This is a genomic window from Lentzea guizhouensis, assembly GCF_001701025.1.
Classification (GTDB): domain Bacteria; phylum Actinomycetota; class Actinomycetes; order Mycobacteriales; family Pseudonocardiaceae; genus Lentzea; species Lentzea guizhouensis.
The window spans coordinates 6,329,142-6,354,693 of sequence record NZ_CP016793.1 but is presented as its reverse complement, the minus strand read 5'-3'; the positions used below and the strand labels follow the sequence as shown (position 1 = coordinate 6,354,693).

Here is a 25,552-nt window from a genome sequence, read left to right as displayed (position 1 = left end):
TCCTCATCGGTCGAGGTAGGCCTCGTCGAGGCGCCACTGGCCGTCGACGTTGAGCACGACGCCCTGCAGCGCGGTGCGGCGGATCAGGGGGGACTTGGCCTGGTGCAGGAAGGTCCAGTAGCGCTGGTCCAGGATGCGGCGCTGCGCGTCGCCGTAGGCCTTGCCGCGCACCGTCTTGTCGTCGGTGCTGCGGGCCAGCGAGAGCACGTCGTCCAAGGTCTTGTCGTTGAGGCCGGACCAGTTGTTCGAACCCTTGCTGGTGAAGTACGGGTCGAACACCAGGGAGGGGTCGAGTCGCGGCACGTCGACCACGAGCACCGCGGCGTCGAAGTCCTGCTTGCGCATGCGGTCGAGCTGCGTCTGCAGCTCCAGCACCTCGGACTTCACCGTGAAGCCCGCGTCGGAGAGCTGGGCCTGGAGCAGTTCGGCGATCGTCGGGTCCGGTGCGCGCCTGCGGGCCAGCACGGTGATCGACGTGGGTGTCGTGACGGCGGCTTTGGCGGCCTTCTGGTCGAACGACGGCGAGGTGATCGAGTCGTCGTGGTACCAGTCGCTCTTCGTGGCGAACGACGGCGCGAGGTCGAACTGGTCGGCCGCGGCGACCTTGCCGATGGCGGAGCGGTCCACTGCCGCGGTGAAGGCGGCGCGCATCTTCGGATCGTTGAACGGTGCGCGAGTCGTGTTGAGCGCCACGTAGTACGCCCGCCGCACACCGATGTCGTCCATGGTGACCTGCCTGTCGGAGGCGAGTTGGGCGAACTCCTCCGGCGGCAGGGCACGCACCAGCTGGACACCGCCGGTGGCGATCTCCGTGCGCAGCACCTTGGGTTCGGTGATGAACCGGACCACGACCTTCTCCAGCCTGGGCAGCTGGTTGCCGCTCGCGTCCTCGGCCCAGTAGGACGTGTTGCGGTTGGCCGTGAGCTGGACCTTGGAGCGCCACTGGTCGAACGTGAACGGCCCGGTGCCGACGGGGTTGCGGCCGTACTCGTCGCCCTTGGCCTTCAACGCGGCCGGCGAGACCATCATGCCGGGTTCGTGGGCGAGCTGGACCAGCAGCAGCGGGTCCGGGTCCTTGAGGTTGAAGCGGACGGTGGTGTCGTCGACGACCTGCACCGTGGCGACCTTGGCCAGTGCGCTGGTCTTGGTCGACTTCGTCGCCGGGTCGAGCACGCGGTTGATGTTCGCGGCGACCGCTTGGGCGTCGAACGGCGTGCCGTCGTGGAACTTCACCCCGGCGCGGAGCTTGAACGTCAGCGCGCGGGGTTCTGCCTCCCACTTCTCGGCGAGAGCCGGAACGAAGGCGCCGTCTCGGTTCTGGCGCAACAGCGTGTCGTAGAACAGGTTCAGCACGCTGCGGTCGGAGGAGATCTGGCTGGAGAACGCGGGGTCCAAAGTGGTCGGTTCGTTGTCGAAGCCGACGGAGACGGTGCCGCCGGTGCGGGGCGCGCCTCCCGTGCCGGAGGAAGCGGAGCTCCCGCACGCGACGGTGGAGCCGATCAGGACGGCGGCGAGACCGATGAGTGCGGCACGCCGGGATGTGCTGGGGTGGGACACGGCAGCGGATCCCTTCACGGGGCGGAGGAGCGAAGGTCAGCGGATCGGGGACAGCACCGGCCGGTGTGCGTCGAGCGCGTCGCGCAGGGCGTCGGCCAGCAGGTTGAAGGCGGCGATCGTCAGCAGGATCGCGAGGCCGGGGAACACGCTCAGCGCCCAGCTGGAGTCGAGGTGCGCGGTGCCGGAGGCCACCATGCCGCCCCACCCGGGCTGGGGTGGCTGCACGCCGAGCCCGAGGAAGCTCAGCGCCGCCTCGGCCATGATCGCGGTGGAGGCCTGGAGTGCGGCGAACACGAGGAGGGTGCCGGCCAGGTGCGGCAGCAGGTGGCGCACGAGGATGGTCGGCGTGCCGACACCGACGATCCTGGCGGCCGACACCCATTCGCGGGTGCGCAGGGACAGCACCTCGCCGCGCACCAGGCGGGCGAAGCGCGGCGTGGTCACGACGGCGATGGCGATCAGCGCGTTGCGCAGTCCCGGTCCGAGTGCCGCGACGACCGTCAGCGCGAGCACCAGCAGGGGGAAGGCGAGCAGGCCGTCGGTGACGCGCATGAGCACCGAGTCCACCCAGCCGCCCCGGTAGCCCGCGACCAGGCCGAGCGCGGTGCCCAGCACCAGCGCCAGGCCGACGGCGATGGTGGCGACCTCGACGGTCACCAGTGCGCCTGCGACGACGCGGACGAGGATGTCGCGGCCGAGCTCGTCGGTGCCCAGCGGGTGTGCGGCAGACGGCCCGGCCAGCAGCCGGTCGGTGTCGGTGTCGGCGACCGCGGCGTCGAGGAACGGTGCGGCGGCCGCGGCGAGCACGAGCAGCGTGAGCACGGGCAGGGCGAACCAGGCCCGCCGGTCACGGCGCAGGCTGCCGAGCACGGGCCGTTCGTGGGGCGGGGACTTCGTCGTCGTCGCCATGGTCGGGCTCCTAGTAGGTGATGCGCGGGTCGAGCCGCGCGTAGAGGAGGTCGGCGAGCAGGTTGACCAGCAGGACGAACACCACGACCACGAGCACCGCGCCCTGGACGACGGGGAGGTCCCGGCTGAAGATCGCGTTGACGATCAGCGTGCCCATGCCCGGCACGGTGAAGACCGCTTCGGTGACGACCGTGGCGCTCATCAGCGCACCGATCTGCAACGCGGCCACCGTGACCACCGGCACCACGGCGTTGCGCAGCGCGTAGACGGTGACGATCCGGCGCCGGGCCAGTCCCGAGGCGCGCGCGGTGCGGACGTAGTCCTCGCCGAGTGCGGCGAGCAGCGAGCCGCGGGTCTGCCGCATGATCACCGCGATGATCGTCGAGCCGATCGTGATCGCGGGCAGGACCATGTGCAGCAGGTTCTGCACCGGGTCCTCGGTGAACGGCACGTAGCCCGACGGCGGGAGGACCCGCAGCCACAGCCCGAACACGAGGATCAGCAGTGCCGCCAGGTAGAAGTGCGGCGTCGACAGGGCGAACACGCTGACCGTGGTCATCACCGCGTCGGTCTTGGTGCGGCTGCGGACGGCGGCGATGACGCCGGCCGGGAGTCCGATGAGGATGGTCAGCACGATCGCGATCAGGCCGAGTTCCACGGTGGCGGGCAGCCGGTCGGCGATGACGGAGCCGACTTCTTCGTTGGTGAGCCACGACCGGCCGAGGTCACCGGTCAGCGCACCTCCCGTCCAGTCCAGGAACTGCTGCCACACGGGGTCGTCCAGGCCGAGGTCGGCACGCAGCGCGGCCCGGTCCGCCTCGCTGGCCTCCTGCCCGAGGATCTCCGTGGTGGGATCGCCCGGCAGCAGTCGCAGCAGTGCGAACAGGATCATCGAGACGACGAGCAGCACGGGCACGAGCTGTGCCAGCCGGCGGATCAGGTAGGCCGTCATCGGGACGCCTCCCCCGTGGTGACGAGCGCGGAAGTGCGGCGCTGGGTGGGCAGGTCCCGCAGCCGGGCGGCGGGAACGAGGTCGTAGAGGTAGAGCGCGAGCGCGTCCGCCCCGTGCGCGACCGCCAGGTCCGTGACGGCCCCCAGCACCGCGCTGGTCGGGGTGGCGGAGTGGAAGAGGCTCCAGCCGACGGTCAGGTGGGTCGCGACCGCGGCGGCCGCCTCGAGTTCCCGTTGCAGGGCGTCGAAGTCGCCGGACAGATCGGTGACGGTGAGCCCGGCACCGGTGGCCGCGAGGTCAGCGAGCCCTCCCGCGGTCTTGCCGGTGCAGCCGTGGGGATCGGCGGTGGCGCGCACGGAGACCGGTGTGCTCCCGGCCGCGTCGACGGCCGCGGCCACCAGCTCGGAGCTGACCCCTGACCGGACCGACAGCACCGCTTGGTGGAGCTGCCGGCCGAGCGCGGAGTCGATGTCCTCGGCCAGGTCGGACGCGGGCGGGCGCGGTTCGCTCAGCTGAGCTCTCACCGCGGTGGTGACCCGGCCGGTGAGCTCGTCCGGGTCGACGCCGGAGGCGCTGAACCGGACGCGGCACGCCGAGCACACGCACAGCGACAGCAACCACTGGTCGGCCGGGCGCAGTGCGGTGCCCACCTTCTCGTGCGCACCCTGGTGCGCCCAACCCAGGTACCCGAACGCCTCCAGTTCCAGCCTGGACACACCGGTGGTGCGCGCCGCGCCCGCCACCAGCGCGCGGGCGAACGCGACGACTTCCGGTCGTGCCGGGCACAACGCGTGCCGGTAGCGGTGACCGAAGGCGTTGCGCAGGGCCAGATCGGGCCGATCGGTGGCGATCGCCGACTGGTGCAGCCCGACGAGCCAGCCGGACGCGTCGAGTCCGGCCGACCGCAACGCCTCGACCACGGTCGTGGAGGTGTCCTCCACAACGGCCTGGCCGAGCAGGTCGGGGTTGTCGTCGTGGAAGAAGCGGCCCGCGTCGAGGTGGGTGACGGCACCGGGATCGCTGGTGGTGAGCAACCAACGACCGCTGTGGTAGGCCAGCGCGAGCACGACCCCGTCCGCGCCCGTGGCCGCGATCCGCTCGGCTTGCCCCGCCGGATCGGCCCGGAAGGAGACCGGGTGCGCGAACAGGTCAACCTTCATGGCCCGCGTCCGGCAAGGTCTCCGACAGCGTCCTGGCTGCTTTCTCGATGTGTTCGCGAGCCAGCCGCTCGGCCAGGTCCGCGTCTCCCTGTTCCACGGCGGCGAGGATCGCGGCGTGCTCGGCCGCCTCCTGTTCGAAGGTCGCGCGCAGCCGCCAGCCGGTGGTGGCCGCGAAGGCGGTGAGGTCCTGCAACCGGTCGAGGAAGTCGCACAGGAAGCCGTTGTCCGACGCCGTGTACAGCACGCGGTGGAAGGCCCGGTTCGCGATGCCCATCCCCGTTCGGTCACCGCGGGAGGCGCACTCGGCGGCCGTCTGCAGCGCGGTGTGCGCGGCGGCGTGCTCGGTGGCGCCGAGCCGTTGCACGGCCAGGCGAACCGCGGAGGGTTCAGTGCTCGCCCGCGCGGCGTACAGCTTTCCCACGTAGTCCGCGTCCAGTTCGCGCACCCGCACTCCCTGGAACGACACCACCTCGACCAGGCCGGTGGACCGCAGTTGCTTCAGCGCTTCGCGGACCGGTGTCTTCGAGACACCCAACATGTCCGCCAGCTCCCGCTCGACCAACGGCTGCCCCGGCTGGAGCACACCGTCGAGGATCGCGCGGCGCAACGCCTCGCACACCACGTCGGCGCGGGAGGCAGGCGTCTGGGCAGGCGGCAGGAACGCGGCCAACGCTGCTCCGTTGAGCGGCTCGCGCGTCGGGCTTATGGTTCGCGTCACATCGCGGGGTGGCATACCGGTATGTTGGTATACCAAGATACCAAACGCAAGTGTCGGTGCCGGAAATTCTCGAAGTCGCCGACCCGGACACCACGGTGAGGTCTCATGCGCACCACATCCACGGCCGAACGCGTCTCCGACGTGACCGCGGCCGCCCTCTCGGCGTTTCCCTCCCTGGCCGCGTCGTCACCAGACCATCGCGCCGACCTGCTGCGCCGCCTCGCTCAGGTGGTGGAGGAGCACCGCGCCGAGCTCGTCTCGGTGGCGGACGGGGAAACCCACATCGGTGCGGCCCGTCTCCACGCCGAAGTGGACCGCACCCGGTTCCAACTGGCCGCCTTCGCCGACGTCATCACCGACGGCGCCTATCTCGACGTGGTCGTCGACCGGCCGGTCGACGGTCCTCCGCCCGCGGGCCGGCCCGACCTCCGCAGGATGCTCACCCCGCTCGGACCGGTGGCCGTGTTCGCCGCGTCGAACTTCCCGTTCGCGTTCTCCGTGCTCGGTGGCGACACCGCCAGTGCCCTGGCAGCGGGATGCCCGGTGGTGGTCAAGGCCCACGAGGGACATCCGGAGCTGTCAGCGCTGACCTGCGCGCTGGCCGCGGACGTGCTGCCCGACGGCGTGCTGTCGCTGGTGACCGGCCGGGACGCAGGCCGCGCACTGGTGGTGGACCCGAACATCACCGCGGTCGGGTTCACCGGCTCCGGCGCGGGCGGGCGCGCGTTGTTCGACCTGGCCACCGGCAGGCCGGACCCGATCCCGTTCTACGGCGAACTGGGTTCGGTCAACCCGGTCGTGGTCACACCCGCGGCCGTGGCGGCGCGCGGCGAGGAGGTGGCGAAGGCGTTCGTGGCGTCGTTCACCCTCGGCTCGGGCCAGCTGTGCACGAAACCCGGTCTCCTCTTCCTCCCGGCGGGACACGGCCTGGACGAGGTGCTGCGGCGGGCTGTCACACAGGTCGCGCCCAGTCAGCTGCTCGGACCCTGGATCAGGGACGGTTACCTGGCCGCGGTCCGTGCGCTGGCCCGGCGACGTGGTGTCCGCGAGATCGTGCCGTTGCCCGAGCAGACGCAGGACGCGGTCTCGCCGAGCCTGTTCGGAACGTCCGCCGCCACTTTGGGGGAAGAACTGGTCGCGGAGTGCTTCGGCCCGTCCGCCCTGGTCGTCGAGTACAACTCCGCCGATGACCTGCTGGCCGCCCTCGCGGCGGTTCCCCCGAGTCTGGCCGCAGCCGTGCACGGCGAGGCCGGCGACGACCTGGCGGCCACCGTGCTCGGCGCCGTGCGGACGGGCCGGGTGGTCTGGAACGGCTGGCCCACGGGCGTGGCGGTCACCGCCGCCATGCACCACGGAGGGCCGTGGCCCGCGACCACCGCACCCCTGCACACCAGCGTCGGCGCGTCCGCCATCGACCGGTGGCTGCGCCCGGTGGCCTACCAGGACATGCCGGACGAGCTGCTTCCGCCGCCCCTGCGCCGTGACAACCCGTGGCACTTGCCGCGCCGGGTGGACGGTGAGTGGACCCGGCGGCCGGCATGACACCGCCGAGCTGCCCGGTGACCGCGCCAAGCCCGCCGCCGGTGGCAGCGACCACGCCGCGATCACCCTCTCGCCGAGGACCTCCGACCGGCGGTCTTGCGGCCGGCGGTCTTGCGGCCGGGGGTGCTGGCACCCAGTACCACCTGGCACTTCTCCCGGCGGGTCCGCGGGGCGCCGCTGTCGTTCGACAGGACCATCTCGAGCGCGAGCCGGCCCAGCCTCTCGAGGTCCACCCGCACGGTCGTCAACCGGGGCGACATGTCCCGCAGCGTCGAGATGTCGCCGAACCCCGCGACCGACAGGTGGCGGGGCACGTCGAGCCCCCGCGAACGGACGGCCGCGATCGCTCCGAGCGCCATGACGTCGTTGACGGCGAACACGCAGTCGATCCCGTCGAGCTGCTCCAGGACCCGCTCCATCGCCTGGAAGCCGCCGTCCCTGCTGAACTCGCCGTTGACGATCCGCTCCCTGTCGAGCTCGACGCCGGCCTCGGCCAGTCCCGTCCGGAAGCCGTCGAGGCGGTCCTTGGCGCTGAGCAGGTCACGGGGTCCGGCGAGCACGGCGAAGTCGCGATAACCCAGATCGGCGAGGTCCGCCGCCAGCGCACGGGCGCCCTGCCTGTTCTCCACGACCACGGTGTCCACCGGCAGCTTGCGCTGACTCACCACCGCGACCCTGCCGCCCTGCGCCTCGAAGCGGTCGACCTCGACCTTGAGGCACTCGGTCTCGGCCCGGCTGCTGGTGCGGCTGCCCGCGAGGATGACCGCGCGGTTGCGCTGGCGGCGGAACCCCGCCACGTACTCGGCCTCGCGGCTGACCTGCCTGCGCGTGCTGGCGATCGAGACCATCAGGCCCTGCTCGTCGGCGGCCTTCATGACGCCGGAGGCGATGCCCGCGAAGTACGGGTCCGCGATGTCCGGGACGATCATCCCGACCACGTCGGCGTGGCCGCGCTTCATCGTCCGCGCGGCCGCGTTCGGAGAGTAGTCCAGCTCCTGCGCCGCCCGCAGCACCTTCTCGCGCAGTTCCGCGCCCACCGTCCGGGCGCTGCCGTTGATCGCCCGCGACGCGGTCGCCAGGGACACCCCCGCCACCCGTGCCACGTCGATCAGTGTCGCGTTTCCCTCCACGGCCGTCGATCCTACGGACCCCGCGACGAACCGGCCTGAGCACCCTGGACCGGCGGTGGCCCGAGGCCCCGCACCGCCCGGCACGGCGTCGACGGCGGGGCTCGGGAAAAGCTTTTCCGCACCATCAGCCTAACCTCGCTCGAACAGCGATTTCAAGACAGCAACCGGCTTCCAGGCGGAAGTGCCCGCATGAGTTCACCCGGAAGACTTGCACAGCAGCACAAGGACCCACCCTCCGAACGTCCCGGAGGGCATCGGTTACGATCCCGGCGCCATCGCGGGAAAAGCTTTTCCCGCGATGGCGACACCGGCGGACAGCGAGGCACGAAACTTCTCGCGACCAGCGTTTTCTCGACACCACAACGAGCTCGACCCTGCCAGTGCCCCGTTTGGACTCCTCCGAGTGGAGGGTTGCGGGAGCACCGACCATTCGACACACTCGCGCCGCACAGCCGAACTGGCGAGGACGCGAACCCCTGTCGGACCGAGGAAGGAAACACGTGAACTCTCTTCGCCTCTTACGGCTCGCCGTCGCGGTGAGCATCGGCTCCGCACCACTGGGGCTGCTCGCACTGAGCGGCACCGCGCACGCCGCTCCGACCACGTACTTCGTCAGTCCGTCCGGTTCGGACGGCAACACGGGGACGTCGTCAGCCCAGCCGTTCAAAACGATCCAGAAGGCTGCCGACTCGACGAACCCCGGCGACGTGGTGCAGTTGATGAACGGCACCTACCGGGAGACCGCGACCGGCCGCGACGTCGTGAACATCACCCGCTCCGGCAGCCCCGGAGCACCCATCACCTACGAGGCGTTCCCCGGTCACAAGCCGGTGCTCAACCCGGTCACCGGATGGCACGGCATCAGGATCACCGGCGCCTCCCACATCAGGATCCGCGGTCTCGAGGTGGCGGGTGACGCCGCGTCCATCAACCTCGACGAAGCCAGGAAGCAGGCCGGGCAGAAGAAGGCGGTCTTCAACACCAACTGCATCGGCGCCTACAAGGACGAGAAGTCCGGCAAGGCCTCACACCACCTGGAGATCACCGGCAACCACGTCCACCACTGCCCCGGCATCGGCATCTCGGCCATCGACGCCGACCACGTGACGATCGACCGCAACCGGGTGCACTCCACGTCCTGGTACACCGAGTACGCCACCAGCGGCATTTCGATCCTGCGCGCACTGGACGAGGGTCCCGGTGACCCGTCCCAGTACAAGATCCGCATCACCGGCAACGTGGTCCACGACAACGAGACCAAGGTCATCTGGACGCACATCGGCCGGCACTCGGACGGCAACGGCATCATCATCGACACCTTGAAGGACAAGGACAACTCCGATCCCGCGTACAAGGGACGGGTCCTCGTGGCGAACAACGTCTCCTTCGACAACGGCGGATCGGGCATCCACTCGTTCAAGTCGCAGCACGTCGACATCGTCAACAACACCGCGTACCTGAACTCGCGCAGCACGAACATGGAGCCCTACGCGAACATCTTCGCCGCGATGAGCGACGACGTGCGGATCCTGAACAACGTCTCCGTCGTGCGCGAGGGCAAGCCGGCCAACTCGACGCACCGCAACACCAACGTCACCTACGACCACAACGTCTACTTCGGCGGCAAGAAGCCGGAGGCGATGGGACCGAACGACATCATCGCCGACCCCAAGTTGGCCAAGCCGGGCACCGATCCCGCGACCGCGGACTTCCGCCCGCTCGCAGGGTCCCCCGCGATCGACTCCGGCACGGCGTTCGAACTGCCCGCACACGACGTCGCCGGCAAGCAGCGGAAAGCAGGACGCGCACTGGACCGCGGGGCCTTCGAGTTCTCGGTGGGCGGTGAGCCCGCGGCCCCGGTGACGGCGCCTGCCGTGGACAACGCGGTGGCAGCTCCGGCCGAAGCAGCGGGTACGCCGGACAACGCCTCCCCCGCACCGACGGAGACTGCGAAGACGACCGACGCCGCCGTCGGCACCGGCTCCGGCGGGCTCGCCAGCACCGGGGCCAGCGTGGTCGCGCTGGCCATCGGAGGCGCTGTCGTGCTGGCGGCGGGCGGCGTGACCTTCTGGCTGGCAAGGCGCAAGCGCGCCAACGGCTGATCAACCGCCCAACGGCAGACGCCGGCCCCGGCGGAGGAGAACAGCGCTCCTACTGGGCCGGCGGACGCCGTGGGCCCCTCTTCGAGGCCGTGCACCGCCACCACACCGCACTGGCCGGGCCCGGCGTCGCACTCGCCGTGCCCGGCACCAGCCTGAGTGATCTTGCCAGGAGAGCATCATGACCATCCACTGGCCGCGGGGCTTGTCACCCGAGGAAACCTCGCTCCACACCCGCAACGAACTGGTGGTCTCCACCGATGCCGAGGTCATCTGGAAGATGCTGGTCGACGCACGCTCCTGGCCCGACTGGTACCGCAACGCACGCGGGGTGGAACTCGACGACGCGGTGGTGCTCGGTCCTGGCACCCGGTTCCGCTGGACCACGTTCAACATCCGCGTCGACTGCATCGTGACCTTCTTCGACCCACAACGCGAGCTCGGCTGGACCGGGACCGCGTTCGGCACGCACGGCCACCACCGGTGGCTGCTCACACCGAGATCCGACGGAACGACGCACGTGGCCACGGAGGAGACCCAGCGAGGGTTCCTGCCCGCCGTCGCGGGCGCATGGCTGCGCCCGTGCCTGTTGCACTGGCACCAGCGATGGCTGGAAGGACTGGACTTGAGCGGATCGGTCCACCCCTGACGAAGGCGTTCGGCGGGTCAGCCGGGGATCACAGAGCCGTCGACGCATGACACCTGCGGGATGGCGGCAGTCAGGTCCACCGCCGCTCGCGCCACCGCCAAGCCGAGTCATCCAGAAACCGGCGCAAGGACATGGGTTTCCTGCCCAGCAACTGCTGGACGTCGTCGGTGATCGGCTGGTTCAAGCCGAACCTGGTGGCGGTGTAGACCGCGGCCATGAAACCGATGGTGTCCCAACCGACGCCGCGGCGGCGAAGCCGTGCGGCGAAGCGGATCGAGCTGGGACGGGTGTAGTGGACGCGCCGATCCAGCGCGGTGCTCAGCATTGCGGCGACCTCGTGCATGTCGAGCGTCTGCCCGCCGGTGAGGTGGTGAACGACGTCGCGGTGACGATCGGGATGTACCAGGGCGTCGAGCGCGACCGCGGAGGCGTCGCGGGCGTCGAGGAACGTTGTGCGCCCGTAACCCGCTGGGATGAACAGCTCGCCGCGCTCGACGATGTCGACGCCGTGGGTGGACACCACGCGGTGCAGGTTCTGCATGAAGAACGAGCAGCGCAGCACGGTCCAGCTCATGCCACTGGCTCGAATCGCCTGTTCGACTTTGAAATGAGGCAAGAAAGCAAGACGATCGGCACCGAACACGGAGATGTAGACCACGTGCCGGCAGCCGGCGCGTGCCGCGGCCTTCACGAACGGGATGATCCGCTCGCGAGCCGCCTTGTTGCCGGGTAGCGGGAACAGCAGGAACAGCGCGTCCACATCGGACAGTGCGGAGCTCCAGGTGCTGCGGTCGGCGAAGTCGAGGTGCACGTGGTCAGCGCGGTCAGGCAGGGGATGGCGACTTCCGATTCGCCGCGGCAGGTGGGAATGCCGCTCCTCCAGCAGGGCGATGAGCTCGCTGCCGACGTTGCCGGACGGGCCGGTGATCAGCAGCACGGCGCTTCCTCCTCGGTCACGGCGAGCACCACCTTGCCCGCCCCGCATCCGACGCCTTCGCACAGACACGTGCTACATGTATCGTACACATATGTCGCGCGAGGAGCACGTGGACGGCTTGGACGCCGCGCTGGTCCGCCTGCGCAGGTTGTGGAGCGCGCCGCGATCCAGCATCAAGGACGACGGCATACCCGTGGACATGTCGAGCATCCTGGTCGTCGAAGCGTGTGCGCGCGCTGCCGAAGCAGGCCAGGACAGCACCATCCGCGACATCGCCGCGTTCACCGACACCGAGCACTCGACCGCCAGCCGCCTTGTCGACAAGGCAGCGAAAGTCGGGCTGGTACAACGCGAACCTTCGTCGTCAGACGCCAGACGAACCAGGGTGGTGCTCACCGACAGCGGACGGCGCACCAGGGAACGTGCCACCGACTTCCGCCTCACCTGGCTCACCCGGGTCCTCCGTCACTGGCCGACCGGCGACGTCGAACACCTGGCCGAGCTTCTGACGCGGTTCGCGGACGAAGTCGACCTGCAGGGCCCGCCTGGGAGAGAACCAGAGCGGCCGGACGCCTGATCGTCGTCCGCATCAGAGAGTCGGAGGAGCAACACACCGAGCCCTGTCAAGAAGGAGGCGCTGTTCCGGAGCAGGGTCAGCGTCGACGTCGTGGCGAGGTTGCCGCCGAGGGCAGGCCTCGCCTTCGACCCCGATCTACAAGCGCCGCAACGTCACGCGAGACCGGACAACGCCAGGATGCGCGCGGGTGCCGATCCTGGCGCCGTCGTGACGGTCAGGGCGCGACCACGATCGTGTGCTGCTGTCATGGCCTCGATCAGCAGTGCGATGCCGGAGCTGCTGATGTAGCGCACCGCGGTCAGATCGACGTTCACCGGACGTGGATCGGAAGTGGTGATCTGGGTCAGCAGCGTCTGTCGGATGCGCGGGATCGTGGCGGAGTCGAGGTCTTCGTCGAGCGCCAGGTGTTGTACCGGCGCGACGGCGGTGTTGCCGTGGTCTGCGGTATCGGCCTCCGGTGGAGAGCTCGGTGAGGGTGACGGGTGCTCTGCGGCGGTGTCGTTCCGAGTGGTACAGGCCAGCTGGAAGGTCACGGTGGTGCCGTTGGCGTCGTGCCGCAGGTCCATCGTGGTGGAGAGGGTTTGGATGAGCTTGATGCCTCGACCGCGGTTGGTGGGGCCGGGTGTGGGCGGGCGCCAACGACCTTCGTCACTGACCGTCACCTCTATTGCGGTCGCGGTGTGACGCACGCTGTATTCGAGGTCTCCTGGTTCATCGGGGTAGGCGTGGTCGACGGCGTTCGCGACGGCCTCTCCCAACGCCAGCTGCAGGTCGTACCCCGCATCGGGTGACAGGCCCGACTGCTGTGACCAGGTCCTGATGCGCTTGCGCATCCCGGCCAGCTCGCCGGGACGGGCGGGGAGTCGTTGCCGCAGTGGCGGCGGAAGGTGGCGGGCGATCACCAGAGCCACGTCGTCGTGTTGTCCGTCGGTGAGCAACGCGTCGATGACGGTGTTGGCGAGCGAAGTGGGATTTTGCTCATGGGCGGGACTGACAACGTTCGTCAGCGCGTGCAGGCCCTGGTCGATGGGGCGTTCGCGGTGTTCGACCAGTCCGTCGGTGTAGAGCAGGATCGATGCTCCTGGTCGTAGCGTGGTCTGCTGATCGCGGTATGGCTCTCGCTTCGACACGCCCAGTACGGCGCCGTGACCGGTCAGCGTTTGCGCGGTGGTGTCGTCGACCACGACCGGCGGTGGGTGGCCCGCGGTCGACCAGCACAGTGTGCCGGTGGCCCAGTCGAAGGTCGCACACGCGCAGGAGCTGCCCGCGGCACCCTCGATCCGTGCGGCGAACGCGTCCAGCCGCTCCAGTGCGGCCGCCGGAGGATGGCCGTCGACCAGGTAGCCCGACAGAGCGCTGCGCAGCTGTCCCATGACCGCGGCGGCAGCGGCTCCCTTGCCGACGACGTCACCCACCGTCAGCGCCACGGTGGTCTTGCCCAGGTGCAGCACGTCGTACCAGTCGCCGCCGATCTGGCCGTAGCCCGCGGGGAGGTAGCGTGCCGAGACCGCGAGCCGCTCCAGTGGCGGCAGCTCTCGGGGAAGCAGACTGCGTTGCAGGGTTTCCGCGATCTCGTGTTCCCTGCGCAGGAGCAGGTCTCGTTCGGCCTCGGCGCGCAGCCGCTCGGTGATGTCGCGGCCGATGGCCTGCACTCCCCGGCTGGTGGTCTGGATGCTGAGCTCGACGGCGACGCGGGTGTCGTCGGCCCGCAGCAGATGCCACACGGCGGTGATGCTGCGCGGTGAGGCCGTGTCGTCGACCAGCTCACGCAAGCGGCTGTGCTCTCCGTGGTCGAGCACGTCGGCTGCGGCGGTGCCCACGAGCTCGTTCCGGTCGCGGCCGAGCAGCGTGCACAACGCCGGGTTGGCGTCGATGAACCGCAGGTCAGCGTCCAGCATGAGGATGGCGTCGGTGGTCGATTCGACCAGCTGGCGATACCGGAGCTCACTGTCGCGCAGCTGCCGGTCGGCGTGGACGCGTTGCAGCGACTCCCAGCACCGGTTGACCACAACCGACACCAGCTCGATCTCGGGTGCGCTCCACTGACGTGCGGTCGCTTGGTGGACGGCCATGCCCGCGACGAAACGACCATCCCGCATGAGAGGCAGACAGACCACCGCGCGGATCCCGGTGGCCTCGTAAACGGCTTGGTCGGCAGTGCCGAGACGGGGGTCGGCAGCGCTGTCGCCGACGATCCACGGTGAGCCGGCGCGCATGGCGGCCACCGCCGGTTCGCCGAACGCGCTCATCGCGAACCGGCCGGCCAACGGCGGCAGACCAGTCGCATGGTCGCCGCTCATCACGAAGTGGTTCTCGTCCTGCTCCACCTGGGCGTAGGCGCACCGGTCGGCCCGCAGGTGCTCGCCGAGCATCCGCGTCGCCGCCGCCATCACGCTCTCGGCGTCACTGGTGCGTTGCAGCTCGTGATCCAGCAGCGTCAGGAACTGCTCACGCTCGCGATCGGCGATGTGCCGTGTGACGTCGGTCAACACCCCGCGCAACCACAACGGGGCTCCTTCGGCCGAGCGCTGCACGACGATGCGATCCTGCACCCACAGCACGCGTCCGCCCGCGTCGACGATCCGATAGGTCAGATCGAACTCGTCGCGCTCGCCGGCACCGCGCGCACGGTCACGCTCGACCGCGGCCAAGTCCTGCGGATGGACCACCGACCGCCACGCATCGGCCCGTCCGTGCCACCAGTGCAACGGGTGGCCGAACATGCGCTCGGCGTACGCCGAGATCGACGACACCACTCCCGAGCCGGCGTCGGCTTGGTACACGACCGCTGCAATGGCGTTCAGCAGGTCATCCGGCTTGTCCATGTTCGTCAGGTCTCCTGCCGTGGTGCCGTCTCACCGCGCCCGCCACGAAAGCCGGTTGCGGCGCCGGCCACGTCGAGGTGACGAGGTCGGCCACGCGTACCCAGCGGGAGGTCACGGTGATCAGCGTGATGCGAGCAGTATGCGGCAGCGCCGCACGGACCCGCATGGCTGGCGGGCTTGAGGTCCACCGGACAGCGACCGTCCTCTTCGGCGTCGAAACTCGGGCTTCGGGTTTCCCTGGGCCGCCGTGACCTCGACGGAGTTCCGGTCGTGACCGCTAGAACACGTCGCGCAGGGTCTCCAGGAGACGAGCGATGTTCGCCTCATCGCGGCGGTAGTAGGTCCACTTGCCCCGCCTGGTGGCGACCACGAGCCCCACTTGCCGCAGCATCGCGAGGTACTGCGAGGTGGTGGACTGCCCCAGGCCCACCCGCTGCTGGATGTCGGTCACGCAGACACCGATCTCCACGTCGCCGGGCTCCTGACCGGGGAAACCCATCGGGTCCTTGAGCCACACCAGCATCTGCCGGCGGGTCGGGTTGGACAGGGCCCGGAACACAGCCAGCAACTCCGCCTCCGAGAACACGCGGTGACCTTACCCCCCAGATACATATTGACGATTCGCGATATGTCGATTTAGGCTTGAGACATGCTCACATCGATGCGTGCGGTGGAACTCGTCCACTTCGGCGACGCGGACACCGCGTTCACCACCCGGGAACTGCCACGCCCCACCCCCGGCCCCGGTCAGGTGCTGGTCCGCGTGCTCGCCACGTCCGTCAACCCCCTCGACCTCCAGACCCGGCGCGGCGACTACCGCGACCAACTGGCACTGCCCGCGGTGATCGGCAACGACGTCTCCGGCGTGGTGGTCGAGACCGGCCCCGGAGCGGACGACTTCCGGCCGGGCGACGAGGTCTGGTACCTGACCCCGATCTTCGCCGGGCAGGGCACCTACGCGGAGTTCCACGTGGTCGACCAGGCTCTGGTCACCCGCAAACCCGCGCAGCTGTCCCACGTCGAGGCCGCCGGACTCGCACTCGTGGGCGTGACGGCCTGGGAGGCACTGGTCGAACGCGCCGCGGTACGGGCCGGGGAACGAGTCCTGGTGCACGGCGGAGCGGGCGGCGTCGGCTCGGTCGCCATCCAGATCGCCAAAGCGCTGGGAGCCGAGGTGGTGACCACCGCACGGGCGGCGGACCACGAGTTCGTCACCGGACTCGGAGCCGACACCGCGATCGACTTCTCGGCCGGTGACTACGTGTCACAGGTCCGCGCACTGGGCAAGGTGGACGTCGTGCTCGACACCGTCGGCGGCGACACCCTGACCCGCAGCCCGGAGGTCCTCGCCGACCAAGGCCGCGTCGTGTCCATCGTGGACACACCACAACCCCAGAACCTGCTCGCCGCATGGGGCGTGAACGCGACCTACCACTTCCTCTTCGTCAGCCCCGGCCAGGCCAAACTCGCCGCCCTCGGCCGACTGGTGGACCAAGGTGAACTCCGGCCCGTGATCGGCGCCGTACTCCCGCTGTCCGACGTCGCACAGGCACACGCACTGCTGGAGGCCTCCGCCGGCAATGGCCGCAGACGGCCACGCGGCAAGATCGCCATCGCCGTGCACCCCCTGGACGAACCACCGCACCAGACAACACCTTCGCCTCACCCGGCAGGCGCATCAGCGACATCGACGCAGCCGTGAGCGCATCCGACCCCGGCCGCGCGCTCGACGCGTGCGGCCGATCCTGGGTCGTGAGGCGGCGGAGCATGGTGAAGGATCTCGTGCGTCGCGTTCACCACCACGGGCATGTGAGGCAAAGTGCTTGCACGACGCCGAGGGCGCGTCCCTGTCGTCAGCCTCCGACGTGGATGCCGGGCCGTCGTTCCGGGTCGGGTTCGCTCGCCCGGATGATCTCCCGCACCACCGGGGCCGTGTCCCCGCGGCCGAGCAGCAGGTAGCGGAACAGGTGCCCCAGCGGGTTGCCCTCGCTCCAGGCGAAGTGGCAGTGCGGCCGCACTCCGGTGCAGTCGCGCAGAGCGAGCAGGATCGCGGCGATGGCATTGGGTGCGGCGGGGCTGCCGGCCCGCAGGATCCGGTGCCCGTCGACCTCGACCCCGCGCACCTGCAGCACCTCGCTGAAGTCGGACGGGTCGACCACGTCGATCTCCAGGAAGATCACGTCCGCCGTCCCGGGCACGGGGTTGGTCCCCCGTTGTTCGGCTTCCTTCTCCGCGTACTCGGCGGCGTCGCCGGCCTGACGCCGGTTGGCGATCAGTGTCACGGCACCGTCGTAGGCGAGCGTGTCGGCGATGAAACGGCGCGCGGTCTCGTCGAACTCGATGTGCTCCACGCGCAGCTCGGTGGTGCGGGTGACGCGCGAGACCAGCGAGATCGCGATGATCCCCAGGATGAAGAAGATCGAGATGGTGATCCCGTCGGGTTTCTCGATCACGTTCTCGACCAGGGCGTAGATCAGGATGAGCGTCAGCACCGTGAACGCGACCGCGGCGGGCCGCTGCCGGCGCCGGCCCGCGGAGATGGCCACGGCGACCGAGGCGGACACCATCATCGCCAGGATGCCGGTCGCGTAGGCACCGGCCTGGGCGTTCACGTCGGCCTTGAAGACGATCGTGACCAGGATGCAGATCGCGGTGTAGACGATCACCACCGGCCGCACCGCGCGCGACCACTCCGGTGCCATGCCGTAGGAGGGCAGGTAGCGCGGCACGATGTTGATCAGGCCCGCCATCGCGGAAGCGCCCGCGAACCACAGGATCAGGATGCTGCTGATGTCGTAGGCGGTGCCGACCCCTTCGCCGAGCAGTTCGTGGGCGAGGTACGCCAGCGCGCGGCCGTTCGCCTCACCGCCCGGCTGGAACTCCTTCGCGGGAATCAGCACCGTGGTGACGAAGCTGGTGGCGATCAAGTACACCGACATGATCAGCGCGGCGGCCGTGAGCAGCTTGCGGGTGTTGCGCACACGGTCCTGCAACCGCTCCTGCGGGGTCTTCCCCTTCGCTGCCACCAACGGCATCATGCTCACGCCGGTCTCGAAGCCGGACAACCCCAGCACCAGCAACGGAAATGCCAGGAGCGCCGGCCCGACCACACCGGTCAGCCCGCCACCACCGGAGGTCAGCGCCTCCACCCACCGGTCGAGCACCACCGGCTCGGCCAGCACCTGTGCCACTCCCGCCACCACGACAACGGCGTTCAACAGCAGGAACACCGCCACCAGCGGAATCGCGACCCCGACTGCCTCGCTGAACCCGAGCAGGAACACCCCGCCCAGCACCAGCAACAACACCACGGTCACCGTGACCTCGTGACCGTGCAGGAAGTCCGGCGCCAGCGGGTTCTCCAGCAGGTGCACGGTCGCGTCCGCAGAGGACAGTGTGATCGTGATGATCCAGGACGTGGCCACGAACCCCAGCAGCACTAACACGAACAACTTGCCGCGCCAGAACGGCAACAGGTTCTCCAGCATGGCCACCGAACCCTGCCCGTGCGGGCTCTCCTTCGCCACGCGCCGGTACATCGGCAGCATTCCCAGCAGCGTCAAGGCGACGATCAGCAACGTTGCCAACGGCGACACCGCCCCGGCGGCGAGCGCCGCGATGGCCGGCAGGTAGGACAGCGTGGAGAAGTAGTCCACGCCGGTCAGGCACATCACCTTCCACCACGACTGCGGTTCGGCGTGCGCCTCGTTGCTCTCCGGGCCCACCACCGGCTGCACGCGATGCTTCAGCAACCACCGCCCCAGACCTGTCGCGGGAGCAGCCGACCGGACCGGGCTGTCCACGCGTGCAGGTATCTCGTACTGCGATGTGTCGGTCATGCCGGTCCCCCGCTGGTGATCGTCGTTCGTACGGGGGCGAGTCAACTTTCCGTGAGGTCCGGACGGTGTAAAGACACACGCCCGCAGGCGTAAGGATCCCGTAAAAATCGGTCAGCGGGTCGAGCCGGGCGGCTCTCCGCCGTCCACGTCCTCAGTGCTGCCGGCGGTCAGGTCGAGCGACCGCTCGCGGCGCGTGCACGTGCTGGGCTGCGGCGCCGGCCGCGTTCCGAGCCCCGAGGGCAGTGCGGCTGACGCTGACACGACCATCGTCTCGTACGACGCCGACGAGATCGGTGCCTTCAGTGTCACCGGTCATCTGGGTCGGTGAGGCCCCGCATGCGGCCTAATGCTGAAGACCGAGGCGTTGCTGCTCGGCCTGCACAACTCGCTGTTCCACCGACATCGCTGAGTCCAGTGCGCTCGCGTGTGAGTGCTTCGTGTCGCTCTCACGCGCGTAGTGGTCGAACAGCAAGGTCTTGTGGTCGCGGATCTCCTGCACCCGCGCGTCCACGCTGTCCTTGACCAGCAACCGGTGCACGTGCACCTTGCGGACCTGGCCCATCCGGTGACAACGGGCGATCGCCTGGTCCTCCGTGCTCGGCTTCCACTGCGGCTCGGCGATGATGACCACGGACGCGGCCTGGATGTTGAGGCCCACGCCGCCCGCCTCGATCTGGGCCACCAGCACCGCGTGGTCCTCACACGCCGTGAACGCGTCCACCAGTTGTTGCCTGCCCTGCGCTGACGTCGCGCCGGTCAGGGGTCCGAAGACTTCGACGTGGTCCGCAACCGCGTCCAAGACGTCGTGGAAGTACGAGAACACCACGACCTTCCAGCCGTTGTCCCTCGACTCCTGGATGATTTCCAGCAACCGCTCCAGCTTCGCCGAGCCGCTGGGCGTGCCCGGTGCGTAGGCGGCGCGGCGCATCGCCATCAGGTTGCCCTCGCGCACCGCGTCGAGGTACGCGGACCGGTCCTGCTCGCCGAACTCGACCCAGTCCTCCACCTCCAGCAGCTCGGGCAGCTCCCCCAGCACGTCTTCCTGGTTGCGCCGCAGGTACACCGGTGCGACGACGCGGCGGAAGGCCTTCGCTCCCACGACGGCGTCGATGGTGCCCGTGCGGGCCGCGACGCCCGGCTGGAGATAGGCGACCAGGTTGCGGAACTCCTCGACGCGGTTCTCCATCGGCGTGCCGGTGAGGAGGACCGCCCGCTCCGCGCGCTGCACGATCGAGTTGACCGCTTGGGAGCGTTGCGTGTCCGGGTTCTTCACGTAGTGCGCCTCGTCGACCACGACCAGCGTCGGGCGGAACTTCTTCGGCAGCACCAGTTTCGGCAGGGTGCCGAACGTCGTCACGCCGACGCCGCCCTGCGCCAGCCACTCGCTGACCGCGCCGTCACGGCCCGCGCCGTGCATCCGGTGCGGCACGAGGTCGCTGTGCCTGGCGATCTCGTTGACCCAGTTCACGACGACGCTCGCCGGGCAGACGACGAGGAACCCGCGCCGCCCGCCGGCGGCGAGACTGGCCATCACCGCGATGGCCTCGATCGTCTTGCCCAGCCCCATCTCGTCGCCGATGATCACGCGTTTGCGAGCGAGCGCGAACTTGGCTCCGAACACCTGGTAGCCGCGCAACGACACCTTCAGCAGGCTGGTGTCCAGCGGGGTCGCATCGACCTCGTGCTCGATGTCGGCCGGGACGAAACCCTTGGCGGCATTGCGATCCGGGGCCGCGCCCGCGCCGCCGAGGTCGGCGAGGAGCGTGTTGTAGGCGGCCGCGTCGAGCTCGTAGTCACGCCACAGGGTGCGGTGGTCCAGGTCCGGCACGCGCAGCTGCTTGCCCACCGCGCGCAACGCGGCCACGTCGCGACTGGCCAGCAGGGTCTCGAGCCGGCCGAGCGAGTCGAGGGCGGCCTGCCGGTTCTTCCGCAACGAGAAGAACATCCGCACCCGGCTCCAGGTGCGGGACGCGGCGCGCACGTCGGCGTCGACGCCGTCCAGCACGTCGGCGAGCGGCTCGCGGAGCGGACCGACGAGCTGGTTAGCCCTGCGCAGCTTGGACATCAGCTGCAGCAGCGCGGTCTGGTCGCGGTCAGCGCGGTCGGGGTTCAGCCGGACCACCGTGTCGCGCACGACGCCGTCGACAACGGCACGGGCGACCCGGACGATCTGCTCGGCGGACTGCTTGCCGACTCCGGGCACACCGTCGAGCTGTTCCGGGCGCGCCCCGGCGACATCGGCGACGGTCAGGTACCCGGCGGCCTTCACCTGGCTCAGCCGCAGGTTCGCCTTCGTCTCCCGCAGCCGGTCCACCGGCATGGCACGGAGCTGGTTCGCCACCAGCGAGTCCCGCACCACCTGGTACTGCGCGGCGGCGAGCGCGAGCAACCGGTCCGGCTCCGCGCGCACCCCTTCCGCCTCGGCGCGGAACGCCTTCGCGGCGGCCAGCACCGCGCGAGCATGCACACCGACCTTCGACGCGTCGTCCACCCGTGTCCTTCCGTCAGGCGGACCGAGGGTACCCAACCGGATCTCGTCAACCCGGCATCAAGGTCAAGCCGACGAGGAACCCGCTCGCCACCGCCTCGGGAGCGCGCCCGTGCGGATCCGCCGGTACCGGGCGCGTGGCGGAGCTCGCGCTACAGCACCGCGAGGACGGCGCAGCTTCCGGCGAGAGCCAGGCACAACGGCGAGTAGTAGCGGCGATCCAGCCGAGCGAACTCGGTGTCCCGGCGGAACGACAGCACCAGACCGCCCGCACCGCGCAGCAGCAGCACGGCCGCCACGGCGCCCGTTCCCACTGCCGGAAGCCACCGCGGACCCGGTATGGCCACCAGGGCTGCCTGGGCGACGACGAGGTAACCGGCCACGCCGAGCAGCACCGCCACCGCGAACGTCATGCCCGGCGTCGGCAACTTGTCGACGGGGACGTCGACCACCCGGCGGGCGAACTCCTCCCGCGTGCGCAGCGGCCACGGCGAGAACATCCACACCACGTGCAGCACACCGACGAGCAGCAGCACCGCCGCGGTGGTCACAGCCAGTCCGGTCATCACAGCCTCCCCTTCCGTACACCCCTGTACGGTTGTCCGTACAGTACTGTACGGAAGGTGGCGAAGCAGCGACTTTCCAAGCAGGACTGGCTCCACGCGGCGCTCGACGCTCTGGCGGGAGGAGGAGTCGGCGCCGTGGCCGTCGAGCCGCTCGCCCACCGGCTCGGCGTCACCAGGGGCAGCTTCTACTGGCACTTCGCCGACCGGAACGCCTTGCTGCGCGAAGCGCTCGAGTGGTGGGAACTGCAGGGCACCGACGCCGTCATCGAGCAGGTGACGGCCATCGGTGATCCCGCGCAGCGGCTGCGGACGCTGTTGCGCATCGCGATCGTCGAAGACCCGACCAGCGGCCTGGAGCCCGCACTCGTGGCGCACGCCGACGATCCGGCGGTCGCACCGGTGCTGCAACGCGTGACCGAGCGCCGCGTCGCCTTCCTCGCCGAGGTGTACGCCGAACTCGGGCACTCGGCGGCGCAGGCCCGGTATCGGGCGATATCGGCGTACTCGGCCTACGTCGGCTGGATGCAGCTCAAGCGCGCCACACCCACGGCGCTCCCGGAGATCGCCGGTGACCCCGCCGCGCTCGCCCACCTCGTGGACCACCTCGTGGCGGGGCCCGCCGCGGAACGGTGAGCGCCGGCGGCCGAACGCACTTCCTCCCTGCGGTCGGCATCAGCTCGCGGGAATGCTCCACCTCTGGTTCGGGCCACCGACGCAGTCCCACACCTGCAGCTGCCTGCCGTTGGTCATGTCGCCGGCAGCGAGGTCGAGGCAGCGTTTCGACCAGGCGTTCTGGTACTGGTCGTCGCCGATGCGGATCCACCGCTGGTTGTCACCACCCCAGCACGGGTACGTCTTGACCTTCCCGCCGTTGCCGGGCGCCTCGGTCGGCTGGTCGAGGCACTCGTCGCCGACCCGGATCTTCCCGGCCGCGGTGAACGTCCACCGCTGGTTCGCGCCGTTCAGGCAGTCCCAGATCTGGGCGATGGCGGCCGCGCCGTCGCGGTCGACGCACTTGCCGGTGCCGTTCCACCTGATCATCCCGACGCCCTGGTCCGGACCGCTGGGGGCGTTCGTCCACGCCTTGCTCAACCGGCGGAACGTCAACGACTCGGTCCTGACGGTGCCGTTGTTGGCGTAGGCGCGGATGCCGAGGCTGCCGCTGGAGGAGTTGAAGTTGACGTTGTCGGTCACCGAGACCTTGCCGTCGTTGCCGAACGTCTCCAGCTGTCCGCGGTCGACCAGGACGCGCAGCTTCACCCGGTTGTCGACCGGTGGCATCGGGGTGTCGGCGAGGGTCTGCCGGACGCGGTCGTAGCCGATGGCCGCGTCGCGGGTGCCGTCGGCGCGCCGGTGCAGTTCGAAGCCGAAGTCCGTCGCCGTCGCCCCGGTCAGGTCATAGGTCGCCTCGATCTCGTAGGTGTCGGCGCTGATGCCGTTGAACGGGTTGGTGGCGATGTCGGGTGAGATCGTCCGGTTGCTCCACGTCTGCGCCGGCTGGCGGAGGGTGGAGATCTCGGAGACGGGGGTGCGGGTCACGCGGATGCCCTCGCCGGGGAAGGTCTTGAGCGCGAGCTCGGCGGGGAAGGACGCGTTGCCGGTCCACGTCGAACCCTTGTTGCCGGGCTGCCAGAACATCTGCACGACCCTGTTGGTGGGCGTGTTGGTGAAGGTGAGGCCGGCGTAGGCGGTGCCGTCGAAGCTGGTGCGGCCCGCGTCCATGCGTTGCGGCCGGGACCATCCGGCGTCCGGCACGAAGACACCGGCGCTGCTCAGGGTGCCGATGACGTACTCGCCGCCGGCGTCCTGCAGCACCCACTTCGGGTTCGCGGTGTTGCCGTCGACCGGGAGCTGGTAGAGGTCGGGGCACTCGAACAGCCAGTCGGCGCGGAACTCGCCGCGGTAGGTCCAGCTGAGCAGGTCGGTCGAGCTGTAGAACTTCGCGGTGTTGCCGCCCTCGTTGCCCCAGAAGACCATGCCCCAGCGGTTGCGGGCCGCGTCCCAGAACACCTTGGGGTCACGCGACTCGTACGGCGTGGAGATCACCTTGGCGCCGCCGTTGTACATGCGGAACGTCTTGGCGCCGTCGGTGCTGTAGGCGATGGAGACGCCGTTGGTGTTGGTGAACAACAGGATCGGGGCGTCGGTGCCGGACTTGAGGCCGGTGACGTTGCCGGTGTCCACCCAGCCGCCGCCGGAGAAGAGCGTGGCGTTGTGCGTGCCTGGTTCCAGGGCGATCGGTTTCTGGGTCCAGTGCACGAGGTCCGTGCTGGTCGCGTGGCCCCAGTGCATCGTGTCCCACGCCAGGCTGTGCGGGTTGTGCTGGTAGAACAGGTGGTAGACGCCGTTGTGGTACAGCGGCGCGTTCACGTCGTTCATCCAGCCGCCCTGCGAGCTGAAGTGGAACTGGCCGCGGAAGGGCTCGTTGTAGTCGGTCGCGTCGTAGGGGTACTCCGGATAGGGCGCCGCTTGTGCCGACGGGGCGGCTATCACCGCCGTCATGGCCAAGACCGCCGTGGCGATCAAGGCCGTGACGCGACGACGGAGCGAGCGCGTGGAAATGGGCATGCTGGCCTCTCTTCACATCTGTGGGAAGGGGGCTTGGCTTGCGTTCAGCAGATTTCGGAGCGGACCTCGGTGGTGAGGAGCTCGTCGAACCACGGGGAGTCGGCACCGGCGCGGGTGCAGGTGATGGCCGCGACGCGCTGGGCGTAGGCGAGGGTGTCGACGAGCTCGGTGCGGGTCAGGGTGTGCAGGTTGGTCCGGGTGAGCAGGTCGTTGCGGTCCAGCGCGGCCAGGAAACCGGCCATGAACGCGTCTCCCGCGCCGACGGTGTCGGTGATGTCGACGGTGAGGCCGGGCAGCTCGACGACGCCGGACGGGCCGGAGGCGTACACGCCTTCCGCCCCTCGGGTGACGATGACGAGAGCGGGCCCCCGCTCGTGCCATTCGGACACGACTGCGGCAAGCGGGCGGCCGGGGGCGATCCACCGCAGGTCGTCGGTGCTGACCTTGACGACGTCGGCCATGCCGAGCCACCGCAGGAACCGGGCGCGCACGGTGGCGTCGTCGCCGATGAGCATCGGGCGGATGTTCGGGTCGAGGGTGATGACGCGGTGCGGGTGCTCACGGGAGAGCAGGGTCTCGAACGCCGCGGCCATCGGTTCGACGACGAGGGCGAACGAACCGCCCACGTGCAGTGCCGCGTCCGGCGGGAGAACAGCGGGCAGGTCCGTCACCTGCCAGCCGCCGTCGGCGCACCCGTCGATGTAGAACGAGTAGTCGGCCGCCCCGTCCAGGCCGACGTCCACCACGGCCAGCGTGGTCGGCGCGGCCGACCGGGCGCAGTGGCCGAGGTCGACGTTGGACATCTCCAGGTGGGTGCGGAGGAGCGCTCCCAGGCGGTCGTCGGCCAGGCGCGCCAGCAGTGCGGTCTGCGTGCCGAGCCGGCCGATGCCGGCGGCGGTGTTCGCCGGGCTTCCTCCCGGCAGGGGCCGGTAGCCGCCGACACGGTCGGGCACGAGGTCGACGAGCGCCTCGCCACCAACGATGATCATGAGGTTTTCCTCGTGGGAGAGGCGGTGGCGGAGCAGGCCCCGCCACC

At 69.8% G+C, this 25,552-nt stretch carries 21 protein-coding genes; 6 read left to right on the top strand and 15 right to left on the bottom strand.

Annotated elements, in window-relative coordinates; all coding sequences use genetic code 11:
* Positions 1–3: 3 nt before the first annotated feature.
* Genes BBK82_RS31120 through BBK82_RS31100 form a run of 5 tightly spaced genes read right to left on the bottom strand, consistent with a single transcriptional unit; the run spans position 4 to position 5,248 of the window.
* Positions 4–1,557 (bottom strand): ABC transporter substrate-binding protein, encoded by a 1,554-nt coding sequence (locus BBK82_RS31120; RefSeq protein ID WP_065918178.1) that lies wholly within the window; start codon positions 1,555–1,557, stop codon positions 4–6.
* 36 nt (positions 1,558–1,593) lie between these two features.
* Positions 1,594–2,466 carry an ABC transporter permease gene (locus BBK82_RS31115; protein ID WP_065918177.1) on the bottom strand — a complete coding sequence of 291 codons (873 nt, stop codon included), beginning with the start codon at positions 2,464–2,466 and terminating at the stop codon, positions 1,594–1,596.
* Between the two features lie 10 nt (positions 2,467–2,476).
* Positions 2,477–3,418: an ABC transporter permease gene (locus tag BBK82_RS31110; protein WP_065918176.1), complete on the bottom strand. Its 942-nt coding sequence runs from the start codon at positions 3,416–3,418 to the stop codon at positions 2,477–2,479.
* Positions 3,415–4,578, bottom strand: a complete 1,164-nt coding sequence (locus tag BBK82_RS31105; protein ID WP_065918175.1) for an alpha-amylase family protein — start codon at positions 4,576–4,578, stop codon at positions 3,415–3,417. Before BBK82_RS31105 ends, BBK82_RS31110 begins: the two co-directional genes overlap by 4 nt.
* Positions 4,568–5,248, bottom strand: coding sequence for a GntR family transcriptional regulator (locus BBK82_RS31100; RefSeq protein ID WP_170067992.1), 681 nt, complete (start codon positions 5,246–5,248; stop codon positions 4,568–4,570). The genes BBK82_RS31105 and BBK82_RS31100 overlap by 11 nt, the downstream gene beginning before the upstream one ends.
* 153 nt (positions 5,249–5,401) lie before the next feature.
* Here BBK82_RS31100 and BBK82_RS31095 point away from each other — a divergent pair, with 153 nt between their 5' ends.
* Positions 5,402–6,838, top strand: a complete 1,437-nt coding sequence (locus tag BBK82_RS31095; RefSeq protein WP_065918174.1) for an aldehyde dehydrogenase family protein — start codon at positions 5,402–5,404, stop codon at positions 6,836–6,838.
* Between the two features lie 62 nt (positions 6,839–6,900).
* Here BBK82_RS31095 and BBK82_RS31090 read toward each other — a convergent pair whose 3' ends face one another.
* The gene (locus BBK82_RS31090; protein WP_065918173.1) at positions 6,901–7,968 is read right to left on the bottom strand and encodes a LacI family DNA-binding transcriptional regulator; all 1,068 of its coding nucleotides are present in this window, start codon (positions 7,966–7,968) and stop codon (positions 6,901–6,903) included.
* A gap of 500 nt (positions 7,969–8,468) precedes the next feature.
* On the opposite strand from BBK82_RS31090, the gene BBK82_RS31085 reads away from it, so the two are divergent.
* Together BBK82_RS31085 and BBK82_RS31080 are read left to right on the top strand one after the other, a co-directional pair.
* Complete coding sequence (locus BBK82_RS31085; RefSeq protein ID WP_170067991.1) at positions 8,469–10,070, top strand: choice-of-anchor Q domain-containing protein; 1,602 nt, start codon at positions 8,469–8,471, stop codon at positions 10,068–10,070.
* Between the two features lie 178 nt (positions 10,071–10,248).
* Entirely contained in the window at positions 10,249–10,716 is a 468-nt protein-coding gene (locus tag BBK82_RS31080; RefSeq protein ID WP_065918171.1) for an SRPBCC domain-containing protein, read from the top strand.
* 70 nt (positions 10,717–10,786) lie between these two features.
* Here BBK82_RS31080 and BBK82_RS31075 read toward each other — a convergent pair whose 3' ends face one another.
* A complete protein-coding gene (locus tag BBK82_RS31075) occupies positions 10,787–11,701 on the bottom strand; it encodes an NmrA family NAD(P)-binding protein (protein ID WP_065918170.1) in 915 nt (304 codons plus the stop codon).
* A gap of 70 nt (positions 11,702–11,771) precedes the next feature.
* On the opposite strand from BBK82_RS31075, the gene BBK82_RS31070 reads away from it, so the two are divergent.
* The gene (locus tag BBK82_RS31070; protein ID WP_170067989.1) at positions 11,772–12,230 is read left to right on the top strand and encodes a MarR family winged helix-turn-helix transcriptional regulator; all 459 of its coding nucleotides are present in this window, start codon (positions 11,772–11,774) and stop codon (positions 12,228–12,230) included.
* 152 nt (positions 12,231–12,382) lie between these two features.
* On the opposite strand, the gene BBK82_RS31065 is transcribed toward BBK82_RS31070, so the two are convergent.
* Both BBK82_RS31065 and BBK82_RS31060 read right to left on the bottom strand, forming a co-directional pair.
* The gene (locus BBK82_RS31065; RefSeq protein WP_065918168.1) at positions 12,383–15,055 is read right to left on the bottom strand and encodes a SpoIIE family protein phosphatase; all 2,673 of its coding nucleotides are present in this window, start codon (positions 15,053–15,055) and stop codon (positions 12,383–12,385) included.
* Positions 15,056–15,332: 277 nt separating this feature from the next.
* On the bottom strand, positions 15,333–15,641 hold the full coding sequence (locus tag BBK82_RS31060; protein ID WP_065918167.1) for an ArsR/SmtB family transcription factor: 309 nt from the start codon (positions 15,639–15,641) through the stop codon (positions 15,333–15,335).
* Positions 15,642–15,716: 75 nt separating this feature from the next.
* On the opposite strand from BBK82_RS31060, the gene BBK82_RS31055 reads away from it, so the two are divergent.
* Positions 15,717–16,757 carry a zinc-binding dehydrogenase gene (locus tag BBK82_RS31055; protein ID WP_179953713.1) on the top strand — a complete coding sequence of 347 codons (1,041 nt, stop codon included), beginning with the start codon at positions 15,717–15,719 and terminating at the stop codon, positions 16,755–16,757.
* Positions 16,758–16,908: 151 nt separating this feature from the next.
* Here BBK82_RS31055 and BBK82_RS31050 read toward each other — a convergent pair whose 3' ends face one another.
* The 4 genes from BBK82_RS31050 to BBK82_RS31035 form a co-directional block, all read right to left on the bottom strand.
* On the bottom strand, positions 16,909–18,894 hold the full coding sequence (locus BBK82_RS31050) for an APC family permease (RefSeq protein ID WP_065918165.1): 1,986 nt from the start codon (positions 18,892–18,894) through the stop codon (positions 16,909–16,911).
* A gap of 111 nt (positions 18,895–19,005) precedes the next feature.
* Complete coding sequence (locus BBK82_RS31045) at positions 19,006–19,203, bottom strand: hypothetical protein (RefSeq protein WP_065918164.1); 198 nt, start codon at positions 19,201–19,203, stop codon at positions 19,006–19,008.
* Positions 19,204–19,237: 34 nt separating this feature from the next.
* Entirely contained in the window at positions 19,238–21,385 is a 2,148-nt protein-coding gene (locus BBK82_RS31040; RefSeq protein ID WP_065918163.1) for a DEAD/DEAH box helicase, read from the bottom strand.
* Between the two features lie 149 nt (positions 21,386–21,534).
* Positions 21,535–21,948, bottom strand: a complete 414-nt coding sequence (locus BBK82_RS31035; protein ID WP_065918162.1) for a DUF3995 domain-containing protein — start codon at positions 21,946–21,948, stop codon at positions 21,535–21,537.
* 57 nt (positions 21,949–22,005) lie between these two features.
* Between BBK82_RS31035 and BBK82_RS31030 the strand changes: the two genes are divergently transcribed.
* On the top strand, positions 22,006–22,581 hold the full coding sequence (locus BBK82_RS31030) for a TetR/AcrR family transcriptional regulator (protein WP_065918161.1): 576 nt from the start codon (positions 22,006–22,008) through the stop codon (positions 22,579–22,581).
* Between the two features lie 39 nt (positions 22,582–22,620).
* Here the strand turns inward: BBK82_RS31030 and BBK82_RS31025 are convergent, their stop codons facing one another.
* Both BBK82_RS31025 and BBK82_RS31020 read right to left on the bottom strand, forming a co-directional pair.
* Entirely contained in the window at positions 22,621–24,450 is a 1,830-nt protein-coding gene (locus tag BBK82_RS31025; RefSeq protein ID WP_218920383.1) for a ricin-type beta-trefoil lectin domain protein, read from the bottom strand.
* A 110-nt stretch (positions 24,451–24,560) separates the two neighbouring features.
* Positions 24,561–25,505 (bottom strand): carbohydrate kinase family protein, encoded by a 945-nt coding sequence (locus BBK82_RS31020; protein ID WP_065918159.1) that lies wholly within the window; start codon positions 25,503–25,505, stop codon positions 24,561–24,563.
* Positions 25,506–25,552: the final 47 nt, after the last annotated feature.